The following is an 11,708-nucleotide window of genomic DNA, read 5'->3' on the forward strand; positions in this document are numbered from 1 at the left end:
CGCTTGCGCGGCTCATTCGTCCTGCAATCGGGGCTCCACGCGGATGAGCGACACGGCGGTTCGGCGCGGTTGCGTGAGCATGAAATGGGTGGCCGATGCGATGTCCTCGGCACGGAGCATCCGCTCGGCGTTGATCTCCTCGCGCTGGCGCTCCGGCGGATAGTCGGGATACTGGAAATCGGCGCCGGTGAAACCGGGTTCGATCAGGCCGACCTTGATGTCCTTGTCGGCCAGTTCCTTGCGAAAGCCCGTGGCGAAGCCCTGAATGCCCGATTTGGCGGCAGTGTAGGCTGAGCTTCCACCAGCCAAGGAGACTGCGGACATCGAGCCGATGAGTACGATGTCACCACCGGCTTTCATCCGCGCCGCAGCTTCGCGTGCGCTGATGATGTAGGAGACGAAGTCGGTTTCAAGTTGGTAGCGCAGGTCCTGTTCCGTCCCGTCACTCGCGCTTTGGGCGGGAACAGCCGCGTTGATCACGGCGATGTCCAACCCGCCGAGCCATGCGTCGGCGCTGGTGAAGAAGCGGCGCAGGTCCTGCGGGTTTGACAGGTCCGCCGAGATGCCATCGCCCTGACCAACCTGATTGATCCGGGCCAGCGCATCGGCCAGGTGCTGTTCGTCGCGGCCACAGGTGAATACGCGCACGCCTTCGCTCGCGAGCAGGACCGCGATGGCGCGGCCGATCCCGGTGGTGCCCCCGGTAATGATGGCGCGGCGGCCTTCGAGGTTGGGCTGCTGGGTGTGCAGATCGGAAAGATCGAGATCATTGAATGCAGTCGTGTCGTTCGCGGTGGCCATGATAGTCTCCTGGGAGCGCGTGCAGGCTATGGCGAACACGCGGCGCGCAGGCTCAACGAGCAGATCGCCTGGCAGTTTCGCCCCGATCGACCATTCACCGCATGCAACGGTCGTCATGGTGGCGGAACCGCAGTGTCACTCGACGCATTGATAAGCGATCAGCGCAATGCGAGCGCGGCCGTGAACTTTGCTCCTTTCGGCAATGCCTGACGGTGGCTATTGCGCTCGCAATCCGTCGACTCCCGCCCGCACTCCTCGAATGCGAAAGTCCTTGCATGAACGAATTTGCCCAAAGCCGCACTGCCAGCGTTTCGGAACTGATGGCGCAAAGTGGCGTACCATTCGGCACCAGCGGCGTGCGCGGGCTGGCCCGGGCGATGACCGACATGCTGTGTCATGCCTATGCGACGGCATTCCTCCAGTATCTGCGCGACATCGGCGAATTTGCCGATGGCGACCGCGTGGCGCTGGCCGGAGATCTGCGGATCAGCACGCCACGCATTCTTGCCGCTGTCGCCACGGCGGTGCGCGATTGCGGGGGTGATGTGGTCTATTGCGGACGCACGCCAACCCCGGCGCTGGCGCTTTATGCAATGGGTATCGGCATTCCGTCGATCATGGTCACCGGCAGCCACATTCCGGCAGACCGCAACGGGATCAAGTTCTACCGTCCGCACGGCGAAGTGCTTAAGTCCGATGAAGCGGGGATCGTCGGGCAGATGGTGACGATCGATCCGGCGCGCTACGATGCCGACGGTGCGCTCGCCAATCCCGCCGCGCTGCCTGATGTCCACGATGTCGAAGCCGCCTACGTCGCGCGCTATGTCGATTATTTCGGCGCCGATGTGCTTTCGGGCCTGACCATCGGCATTTACCAACATTCGGCAGTAGGGCGCGATCTGCTGGTCCGCGCGGTCGAGGCTCTGGGCGGGATTGCCGTGCCGTTCGGGCGCTCCGAACAGTTCGTCCCGGTAGATACCGAAGCGATCCGCGAGGAAGACGTCGCCCTGGCCGCCGATTGGGCGCGGTCGAACAAGGTCGACGCGATCATCTCGACCGACGGCGATTCGGACCGCCCGCTGGTGTCTGATGCATCGGGCACGTGGCTGCGTGGCGATATCGTCGGGCTGCTATGCGCGCGTGGCGTTTCGGCGGACGTCGTGGTCACGCCGGTCAGCAGCAATACGGTGGCCGAATTGAGCGGCGCCGTGCCGCGCGTCGTGCGCACGCGGATCGGATCGCCCTATGTGATTGCCGCAATGATGGCCGAGGCCGACGCAGCGCCCGACGCACGCGTCTGCGGGTACGAAGCCAACGGAGGGTTTCTGCTCCAGACTCCGGTCGATGGGCTGTCCGCGCTCCCGACCCGCGACGCGCTTTTGCCGATCATCGCGGTGGTTTCGGCGGCAAAGGATACGCCAGTCGGCGATGTCGTCGCCGCCCTGCCGCCGCGCTTTACCTACAGCGATCGCGTTGCCGATTTCCCGCAGGAACATAGCGCCGCTTTGGTCGCGTTCCTGAGCGAGGGCGGCGAGGATGAGCAGCTGGCACGGATCGCACGCGTATTCGGCGAGATCGCGGGCCTTCCAACCGCGATCGATACGACCGACGGCTACCGCATGACCTTCGCCGATGGCGCGATCATTCACTTCCGCCCATCGGGGAACGCACCCGAACTGCGCTGCTATACCGAGGCCGAGACCGAAGCCCGTGCGCGTGATCTTAACGCGCGGGCGCTTGCCCATGTGCTCGAAAGCGTGGTGCCCGAAGCGACGACCTGAAACGCCCGTTGCACTTTTAGTATGCAACACATACAATAATGCCCGTGACGCCGCGGGCTTCCATCCCTATGCGAGCGCGAATCGTAAGGGGAGCTTCATGGCACAGATCATCGACGGCAAGGCGCTGGCGGCTAAGCTGCTGGAAACGACATCCGCAGACGTCGCCGAAATCGTCGCCGGTGGCGGCACCGCGCCGGGTCTGGCGGTGATCCTCGTCGGTAATGATCCCGCCAGCCAGGTCTATGTCGGTCGCAAGATCTCGCAATGCCGCAAGGCGGGCATCCGCTCGGTCGAGCATCGCCTCGATGCCGAAACGCCGCAGGAGGACCTGCTTGCGCTGATCGATACGCTTAATGCCGATGCAGGCGTACACGGCATCCTCGTGCAGTTGCCGCTGCCCAAGCACATCGACGCCGCGCTGGTGCTCGACCGGATCGATCCGGGCAAGGATGTCGACGGGTTCCATCCGGTCAACGTCGGGCGGCTCTCGACCGGGACCGGCGGACTGGTGCCGTGCACGCCGCTCGGAGTGATGCTGCTGCTCGACAGCGTGATTGAGGACTATCGCGGTCTGAATGTCGTCGTGATCGGCAAATCGAACATCGTCGGCAAGCCGGTGTCGATGCTACTGCTCGAACGCGAGGCGACAGTCACGGTCACCCACATCGAGACGCGGGACCTTCCCGACGTGGCGCGCAAGGCCGATATCATCGTGGCCGCCGCAGGGGCCCCGCATCTTGTGCGCGGCTACTGGGTCAAGCCGGGCGCGGTTGTGATCGACGTCGGGATCAGCCGCGTGACCGATTTCGATGGCACGACGCGCCTGGTCGGCGATTGCGCCACCCACGAATTGGACCATGCACGGGCCGTCACGCCGGTTCCTGGTGGTGTTGGGCCTATGACGATCGCCTGCCTGTTGAGCAACACGGTGCTGGCGGCCAAGCGATCGGCGAAAACGATTGCATAAATCGCAACCCTGTACGCTTATTTCGCACTTGCAGCATTGCATGGTGAGGTGGATAGAGGGGGTGCCTTTCAGGCATCCTCTCCCAAAACTTCCAAGGGTCGGCGCAAGTCGGCCCTTTTTTTGTCTGCCGGACTCGGCGCTACTCAACCGCGCGGCTGGGCCTTGCGCACGAAAAGCAGCAGCGGAATCGCGAAGAAACAGGCCAGCGCCATCGCGTAGAAATCGTTGATATAGGCGATCATCACCGCCTGCTGGTTGACCATGCCATCGACGATCTGCATCGCCGCGTCGCTTGGGCCACCGAATGCCGTGATCCGATCAAGGTTGAACGGAATCAGGGTGCGGGTGATGTGCGCGCCAAGCTCTGCGTGGTTGACCTGGACATTGCGCGCCAGTTCCACAGACGCTCCGGCAATTCCGATAGACGATCCCATGTTGCGCATGAGGTTGCCGAGGCTCGACGCATCGGTGCGGTACTGCGGGGCCAGGGTCGCGAACGCAATCAGGTTCATCGGCAGGAACGTGAAGCTGATGCCGACACCTTGCAGCAGCCCTGCAAAGATGATTGGGCCGCGCGGCATCTCGGTCGACCAGCCGGTCATCAGCCACATCGACCAACCCATCAGCAGCAGACCCAGCCCCAACACTGCGCGGGCGTCCAACTTGGCCATCAGACGCCCGAACAGGGTAATCGAAACGAGCATCCCGATCCCGCGCGGTGCCAGCAACATTCCCGATTGCAAGGGCGTGTAGCCATAGATCTGCTGCAGCAGGCCGGGCAGCAGCGCCATCACCGACATCATCACCAAACCGATCACGAACATGAAGCCTAGCCCGACCACGAAATTGCGATCCCGGAACAGCGCAATCGGAAACAAGGGTGTGGCACTGCCCGACAGGTGGAAGACCGCCAACCACCCGCAGGCGACTGCGACCACCCCGTAGATAATGATCTCTGCCGACGCGAACCAGTCTTGCGACAGCCCCCGGTCGAGAATGAGCTGAAGCCCAGAAACAGTAAGTGCGACCAGCAGCCAGCCGGTAAGGTCAACCTTTCGGTTGCGTGTCGGGGTCTTGGGAAGGTACAGCGCAAGCAGCACGAAGCAGGCGATGCCGACCGGCAGGTTGACGTAGAACACCCAGCGCCAGTCGAAATTCTCGGTCAGGTAACCGCCGATGATCGGGCCGGTGATCGGCCCCAGCATGACCCCTTGCGTGTATATCGCCATCATCCGCGGACGCTCGGCGTCGGTACTGGAATCAAGCGTCACGGTCTGGGCAAGTGGCGATAGAAACGCGCCGCCGAGCCCTTGGAGGATACGGAAGAAGACCATCTGTTCAAGGCTCTGCGCCGCGCCGCACAGCATCGAGGCGGCAGTAAACAGCAGCACCGACCCTAGCATCATGTTGCGGATGCCGAACTTGTCGACCAGCCACCCGGCCAGCGGCAGAGCTACCGCCGAGGCGAGCACGTAGCTGGTCAGAACCCACGTGATCGTATCGCTCGTCGCGCTGAGCGAGGCGGTCATGTGCGGCAGCGCGACGTTGGCGATGGTCGTATCGAGGGTGTACATCACCATTGCTGCCATCGCACCGACCAGCATCAACGTGCGGTTGCGCGAAACCAGCGGCGGCGGGTTTTGCTCAGTCGCCGACATTGACGCTGACATCGGAACTCAGGCCCGCAATCAACGGTCGCTCTGACTTGTCGTCGATTGCGATTCGTACCGGCACGCGCTGGATCACTTTGACCCAGTTGCCGGTGGCGTTTTGTGCGGGAAGCACCGAGAACTCCGAACCGGTGCCCGCCCCGATCGATTCGACGCGGCCCTTCAGCGTCAGCCCCGGATAGGCGTCCAGCCTGATTTCGGCAGGCTGTCCGGGCCGCATCCGCGCAAGGTCGGTTTCCTTGAAATTCGCTTCGACCCGCGCGCCGCCGTCGCGCACGATCGACAGCATCGGCGCGCCGGGAAACACCATCTGGCCCACTTGCAGCCGCGTTACTTGCGTGATCACACCATCGGCGGGCGCGCGAACGACGGTCCGCTCGACCTCTATCCGGGCCCGGACTCGGTCTGCCTGAGCCGAGGCGATGGCGGGGTTCACGCCGGGAACCTGTGACCCTTGCGCCAATTGCGCGCGGGCCTGCTCGACCTCGGCCTGAATAGCGCCGATCCGGTCGCGGGCGCTGGCAACCGCGTGGCTGGCCGTGTCCATCCGTGCCCGGGTGTTGAAGCCCTTGTCCATCAGCGCTTTTTCACGATTATAATTGGACTGCGCGAGCGCAAGGTCATCGCGCGCGCCGGCAAGTTCTGCAGCCTTGGCGGCGATATCGGCGTTCAGCCCGGTCACGCGCGCCTGTGCCGACGCAATCTGCGCGTCGGCCTGCGCGACAGCCGCCGTAAACGTCGCCGGGTCGATAGTGAACAGGACATCGCCCGCCTTGACGTGCTGGTTCTCGCGCACGTTGACGCGGGTGATCAGTCCGCTGACTTCGCCCCCGACCGAGACGATATCCTGCTTGATATAGGCATTGTCGGTCTCGACCGTGCCGGGATCACCATACCAGTACCACAGGCCCGCGCCGATTGCGACGATCGGACCCAGCGCCACGAACGCCGTGCGCGGAAGAGAGCGTTTGGGTCGTGGTGCCTTGACCGGGCTTGCTGCGGCGCTCGCCTCGTCACGGGGGAAAGGATCGGCTTCAGCCATCGGTCGGTTCCGCTTCTGTAGGTACGTCATCGGTAAGGTTGGCTCTGACCCGTTCGAGCAGCGCGAGCAGTTGCTGCTGTTCGGCGGCTGACAGTCCAGCGACCGATTCATCGATCACCGCAGAGGCGCAGGATGCCATGCCGATCATCAACTCGTCAGCCTTGGGGGTCAGGTACAGGCGCCAGCGACGGCGGTCGGCAGGATCGTCGCGGCGTTCGACGAGGTCCAGCTTCGAAAGGCGGTCGATCATCCGGGCAACGGTAATCGCTTCTACCTCAAGCCACGATGCCAGCGCTTGCTGGGTCGTGCCCGGAGTGCGATTGATCGTGGCCAAAGCGCGCCATTGCGGACCCGTCACTCCAAACCGCTTCGCCGCAGCCGCAAACCGCTTGCGGTAAAGACGGCCAATGTCTGATGACACGTAGGCCACGTTTGCTTCCATGCTCTGGCCATAATAGCAGTGCTTACATTCAGCAATGTGCAAAAGGTGCCGATGTTTCAGAATTATCTAGACGCCGCCCGCCTATACCGCGCCAGTGCACTTTCAGCTCTGGCCATGCGGCTCGATGGGCAGCGGATCGACGCGCATCAGCGGGCGGCGCATGGCTTTGCCTGGGTCGCAACAAGCATTGCGGCGATCGAGGCGGTTGCGGCATGGCATGAAACTGCGCGGAGCGAACTGGATACGGCCGTTGCCCACCTCGCCTTTGCCGAAACCGTGGCGCAACTGGTTGGCGGCTTGCCGATGGGCCCGAACGAGATGGTTCGTCCCGGCGATCTGGGACTGCATGCGGCGGCCGGAATTCTGCAGGCCGCCTGCGCCGATCTCCTTGGCGCCGATGCAGCCTCGATCCGAGCACAAGTCGCGGCCGCGCTTGCCGACGGGCAATGGCCGTCGGAATCATTCCAGGATGCCGAACTCGATTCCGTCCGCGAACAGTTCCGCCGCTTCACCAGTGCACAGATCATTCCTCACGCGCACCGCTGGCATCTCGACAATGCGCTGATCCCCGACGCCACCGTGCAGGCGATGGCAGACCTCGGCACTTTCGGGCTGTGCATTCCGGAGGCCTATGGCGGGCTCGGCCTGGGCAAACTGGTGATGTGCGTGGTGACCGAAGAACTGTCGCGCGGGTGGATCGGCGCAGGCTCATTGGGGACGCGCTCGGAGATCGCGGGCGAACTGATCGCAAGCGGCGGGACCGAGGCCCAGCAGGCCCAGTGGCTGCCGCGTATCGCCAGTGGCGAAGTGCTGCCCACGGCGGTCTTCACCGAGCCTGACACCGGCTCCGATCTCGGTGCGCTCCAGACGCGCGCACGTCGCGGCGATGATGGTGAGTGGATCATCGACGGAGCCAAGACGTGGATCACCCACGCCGCCCGCTCGGACCTGATGACGATGCTGGTGCGCACCGTGCCCGACGCCAAGGGTTACGCCGGACTCTCGATGCTGCTGGTGTCAAAGCCGCGCGGGACCGAGGTCGATCCGTTTCCGGCACCGGGCATGTCCGGGTCCGAAATCGAGGTGCTCGGCTATCGCGGAATGCGCGAATACGCGCTGCAGTTCGATAGCATGAAGGCCCCCGGCGATGCGCTGCTCGGCGCGGAGGAGGGGCAGGGCTTCAAGCAACTGATGCGCACGTTCGAAGGCGCACGCATCCAGACCGCCGCGCGCGCGGTCGGCGTAGCGCGGCGCGCACTGGAGCTCGGGCTGGACTATGCGTTGAACCGCAAGCAGTTCGGCCAGGCGATCATCCAGTTCCCGCGCGTTTCCGACAAGCTGGCGATGAGCGTCGTCGACATGGTGATGGCCCGCGAGCTGACTTATGCAGCCGCGCGCGCCAAGGATTCGGGCAAGCGTTGCGACATCGAGGCGGGCATGGCCAAGCTCCTGGCTGCGCGCACCGCGTGGACCAATGCCGATGCCGCTTTGCAGATCCACGGTGGCAACGGCTATGCGCTGGAATACGAGATCAGCCGCGTGCTGTGCGACGCCCGCATCCTCAACATCTTCGAAGGTGCGGCCGAAATACAGGCGCAAGTCATCGCGCGCGGGCTGCTGGAGGTGCGCAACTGATGGGCGAATTCGACGCGTGGGTCGGGCGTAGCGAGCGGCGGACGGACCGCGTGGACGCGGGCCTTGCCGCGCGCTGGCTGGCGACGCTTGATCTTGCGGCCGGCAGCGGCAGCGGTGTGCCGCAAGGGTTGCACTGGTGCCTGTGCGTTCCCGACGCACCGACGGCGGAACTGGGCGAGGACGGGCACCCGTTGCGGGACGGCGGTGCCGACAGCTTCCTTCCACCGATCCCGCTGCCACGCCGGATGTGGGCATCAAGCAAGGTCGAGTTTCTGAAACCACTGCAGCTGGGCGAGTCGGTCGAGCGGACGTCCACCGTGGCCGGCATCAGTGACAAGACCGGCGGCAGCGGCAAGCTGGTGTTCGTCGATATCGCGCATGAAACGCACAGTGGGCGCGGGCTTGCCGTGCGCGAAATGCAGACCGTGGTCTATCGCGATGCTGCCCCGGCAGGCGCGCCGCTGGTGCCGCCCGCGTTGGGCGAGGGAACGTTCGACCCTGCGCCATGGTCGGCGCACCGCCCGGTAACGCCGCGTGAATCACTGCTGCTGCGCTACTCGGCGCTAACCTTCAACGCGCACCGCATCCATTACGACTTGCCCTACGCCAGTGGCATCGAAGGCTATCGCGGGCTGGTGGTTCACGGACCACTGACCGCGACGCTGCTACTGGATCTCGCGCAGGCAGAACTTGGCGACAATGCTCTGGCGCAGTTCGCATTCCGGGGTCTCTCGCCCGCGATCTGCGGCGAGACGCTCCATCTGGTGATGCGCGGGACCGGCGACGCGCTCGAACTCGGCGCGTTTGCGGAGGACGGGCGTCAGGTGATGGCGGCGAACGCCAGCATCACCTGAACCCTTAGTTAGCCCAGCGTTCGCGCAAGGTGAGCAGGGCCATCGCCGCCTTGGCCGCTTCGCCGCCCTTGTCCTTTTGCGCGGGGTCGGCGCGGACCAGCGCCTGCGCTTCGTTTTCGACCGTCAGGATGCCGTTGCCGATGGCGACACCATCCATCGTCAGCGCCATGATCCCGCGCGCGCTTTCGCCTGCTACGATCTCGAAGTGGTACGTCTCGCCACGAATGACCACGCCGATCGCGACATAGCCGTCGTAATCGCCCGACTGGTCGGCCAACGCGATCGCGCCGGGAATCTCGAGCGCGCCGGGTACGGTCACCACTTGCGAATCGTGGCCTGCGGCCTTGATCGCAGCCCGTGCGCCCGCAATCAGCATGTCGTTGAGGTGGTCGTAGAAGCGGGCTTCGACGATCAGGAACTTGGCCATTGGTATCAGTCCTTGGAAATCGGCTGTTCGCCGACGATATTGAGCCCGTAGCCCTCGATTGCCACGATATTGCGGTGTGCGTTGGTCAGCAGGACCATTTCATGCACCCCGAGGTCGGCAAGAATCTGCGCGCCGATGCCGTAGCTGCGCAAATCCATGCCGTTGGCGTCCGAGCCGGAGATTTCGGCGACAAGCTGCGCCGGATCGCTCGGCATCAGCAGCACGATCACACCCGAGCCCGCATTGCCGATTTCGGCCATCGCGCGCTGGAGCACGCGCTTGCGCGGGCCGGGCGAGCCGAGCACGTCGGACAGGATCGAAATGCCGTGCATGCGCACCAGCGTCGGCTGGTCCGGCACGATCGCGCCTTTCTGCAGCACGAGATGGACCGATCCATCAACCTTGTTGCGATAGGTCCGGATCGTCCAGTCACCACCGTAATCGGATGTGAACGGGGCCTGCCCGGTGCATTCGACCAGATGGTCGTGCTTGCGGCGATACTCGATCAGGTCGCGGATCGTGCCCATCTTGAGGCCGTGCTTGCGCGCGAACGGGATGAGATCGTCCATCCGCGCCATCGTGCCATCGTCCTTCATGATCTCGCAGATCACGCCCGAAGGATTCAGCCCGGCAAGGCGCGAGATGTCGACAGCCGCTTCGGTATGGCCTGCGCGAACCAGCACGCCGCCATCGCGCGCGATCAGCGGGAACACGTGACCCGGGGTGACGATATCGTCGCGCGTCTTGCCAGCGTCGATCGCGACCGACACCGTGCGTGCGCGGTCGCCCGCCGAAATGCCCGTGGTTACGCCTTCGCGCGCTTCGATCGAGACGGTGAACGCGGTTTCGTGGCGCGTGCCGTTGTTGCGGCTCATCAGCTCAAGGCCGAGGCTTTTGCAGCGGCTGCGGGTCAGCGTCAGGCAGATCAGTCCGCGACCGTGGGTGGCCATGAAGTTGATCGCATCGGGCGTTGCCATCTGCGCGGGGATGACCAGATCGCCTTCGTTCTCGCGGTCTTCGTCATCCACCAGAATGAACATCCGGCCATTGCGCGCTTCCTCGATGATCTCTTCGATCGGGACCAGCGCCGGGGTATCGTCACTGTCGAACAGGAAGCGTTCGAGCTTGGCCAGCGTATCGGCGGTCGGGTTCCAGGTGTCCTCGGTAACGTCGCGCAAGGTGTTGGCATGCAACCCCGAAGCACGCGCAAGGCCGGACCGGGACATGCCACCTTCAACGACGAGGCGGCGGATTCGAGTGATGAGTTCGCTAGACATGCAGCCTCATTTTCACACTATGATGTGAGGTGCAAGCGAGAAATCACATTGCGTGGGGATTTTCCGCTAGATCCCCCAGGAATGAGCGGATGCGCTTCGCGTTGACGCCCAGATCGCCGATCCCGACGCGGCTCACCGAGCGCATATCGACCAGGCTTGCGGCGCCGTCGTCGGTCGGCACAATGCGAATCGCCACATCGTCGTTGAAGCGAATGAACGAGACGGTGGCGGTTGCCTCGATTGTGCCCTTTGCCGGGTCGGCGGCGGCGACCTTCCACCCGCGCTTCGTCACCAGGGCCTGCGCGGCGGCAAAGGTCGCGGCGGCAGGCTTGGCAATTTTTACCGACTTGAGATCGGGATAGGCCTTGGCGTGGATCGCGCGCCAGTTTTCTACCGTCTCAACGCCGGTCAGGTTGTCCGGTCGCAGCGTGATCTTCGCGAAGGCGGGGGGATTGGCGAGGTCGGTGGTGATGTCGTGGATCGACGGCGCGCCGTTCGCGGACATTGGCCGGGTCAGCAGGAACAGCGCGAATGGCAGCGACAGCACCAGGCCAACGATGGCAGCGTTGCGCAACGACGTGGGGTGGCGCAAATTCAGCACCAGCCCTACGATCCCGAGCACCGCCCCGACGATCGCGAGTGCGCCGCCAGCAAGCATCGCGCTGAACCCGGTCAACTTTGGCACGATGTCATAGCGCGCCAGCACGAGGCCCACTGCGGCGATGGCCAGCGCCGCAACTGCCAGATTGCGCGACCATCGGCTGCTGCGTGTCGTCCATTTGCCGTTCGCCATCCCCGTCGCCTTTCGTTTT

11 protein-coding genes are annotated in these 11,708 nt (G+C 64.2%); 4 read left to right on the forward strand and 7 right to left on the reverse strand.

Annotation, left to right across the window (positions count from 1 at the left end; translation table 11 throughout):
- Window positions 1-12: 12 nt before the first annotated feature.
- Complete coding sequence (locus GGQ88_RS06305) at window positions 13-801, reverse strand: SDR family oxidoreductase (RefSeq protein WP_183612268.1); 789 nt, start codon at window positions 799-801, stop codon at window positions 13-15.
- Between the two features lie 275 nt (window positions 802-1,076).
- On the opposite strand from GGQ88_RS06305, the gene GGQ88_RS06310 reads away from it, so the two are divergent.
- Window positions 1,077-2,582: a phosphomannomutase gene (locus GGQ88_RS06310; protein ID WP_183612269.1), complete on the forward strand. Its 1,506-nt coding sequence runs from the start codon at window positions 1,077-1,079 to the stop codon at window positions 2,580-2,582.
- 97 nt (window positions 2,583-2,679) lie between these two features.
- Entirely contained in the window at window positions 2,680-3,549 is an 870-nt protein-coding gene (locus GGQ88_RS06315; RefSeq protein WP_183612270.1) for a bifunctional 5,10-methylenetetrahydrofolate dehydrogenase/5,10-methenyltetrahydrofolate cyclohydrolase, read from the forward strand.
- 143 nt (window positions 3,550-3,692) lie between these two features.
- Here GGQ88_RS06315 and GGQ88_RS06320 read toward each other — a convergent pair whose 3' ends face one another.
- The 3 genes from GGQ88_RS06320 to GGQ88_RS06330 are packed head-to-tail and all read right to left on the reverse strand — an operon-like array spanning window position 3,693 to window position 6,703.
- Window positions 3,693-5,207 (reverse strand): DHA2 family efflux MFS transporter permease subunit, encoded by a 1,515-nt coding sequence (locus GGQ88_RS06320; RefSeq protein ID WP_246385572.1) that lies wholly within the window; start codon window positions 5,205-5,207, stop codon window positions 3,693-3,695.
- Window positions 5,194-6,261: an HlyD family secretion protein gene (locus GGQ88_RS06325; protein ID WP_183612272.1), complete on the reverse strand. Its 1,068-nt coding sequence runs from the start codon at window positions 6,259-6,261 to the stop codon at window positions 5,194-5,196. Before GGQ88_RS06325 ends, GGQ88_RS06320 begins: the two co-directional genes overlap by 14 nt.
- Complete coding sequence (locus tag GGQ88_RS06330; RefSeq protein WP_183612273.1) at window positions 6,254-6,703, reverse strand: MarR family winged helix-turn-helix transcriptional regulator; 450 nt, start codon at window positions 6,701-6,703, stop codon at window positions 6,254-6,256. The genes GGQ88_RS06325 and GGQ88_RS06330 overlap by 8 nt, the downstream gene beginning before the upstream one ends.
- 51 nt (window positions 6,704-6,754) lie before the next feature.
- On the opposite strand from GGQ88_RS06330, the gene GGQ88_RS06335 reads away from it, so the two are divergent.
- Both GGQ88_RS06335 and GGQ88_RS06340 read left to right on the forward strand, forming a co-directional pair.
- Window positions 6,755-8,338: an acyl-CoA dehydrogenase family protein gene (locus GGQ88_RS06335; RefSeq protein WP_183612274.1), complete on the forward strand. Its 1,584-nt coding sequence runs from the start codon at window positions 6,755-6,757 to the stop codon at window positions 8,336-8,338.
- Complete coding sequence (locus tag GGQ88_RS06340; protein ID WP_183612275.1) at window positions 8,338-9,192, forward strand: HTD2 family dehydratase; 855 nt, start codon at window positions 8,338-8,340, stop codon at window positions 9,190-9,192. Before GGQ88_RS06335 ends, GGQ88_RS06340 begins: the two co-directional genes overlap by 1 nt.
- A 4-nt stretch (window positions 9,193-9,196) precedes the next feature.
- Here GGQ88_RS06340 and ribH read toward each other — a convergent pair whose 3' ends face one another.
- Genes ribH through GGQ88_RS06355 form a run of 3 tightly spaced genes read right to left on the reverse strand, consistent with a single transcriptional unit; the run spans window position 9,197 to window position 11,689 of the window.
- The gene (gene ribH, locus GGQ88_RS06345) at window positions 9,197-9,619 is read right to left on the reverse strand and encodes a 6,7-dimethyl-8-ribityllumazine synthase (protein WP_183612276.1); all 423 of its coding nucleotides are present in this window, start codon (window positions 9,617-9,619) and stop codon (window positions 9,197-9,199) included.
- A gap of 5 nt (window positions 9,620-9,624) precedes the next feature.
- Window positions 9,625-10,896 carry a 3,4-dihydroxy-2-butanone-4-phosphate synthase gene (ribB, locus tag GGQ88_RS06350; protein WP_183612277.1) on the reverse strand — a complete coding sequence of 424 codons (1,272 nt, stop codon included), beginning with the start codon at window positions 10,894-10,896 and terminating at the stop codon, window positions 9,625-9,627.
- Window positions 10,897-10,939: 43 nt separating this feature from the next.
- Window positions 10,940-11,689 carry a DUF1499 domain-containing protein gene (locus tag GGQ88_RS06355; RefSeq protein ID WP_183612278.1) on the reverse strand — a complete coding sequence of 250 codons (750 nt, stop codon included), beginning with the start codon at window positions 11,687-11,689 and terminating at the stop codon, window positions 10,940-10,942.
- Between the last annotated feature and the right edge of the window lie 19 nt (window positions 11,690-11,708).

The sequence above is a fragment of the Novosphingobium hassiacum genome (assembly GCF_014196055.1).
Classification (GTDB): Bacteria; Pseudomonadota; Alphaproteobacteria; order Sphingomonadales; family Sphingomonadaceae; genus Novosphingobium; species Novosphingobium hassiacum.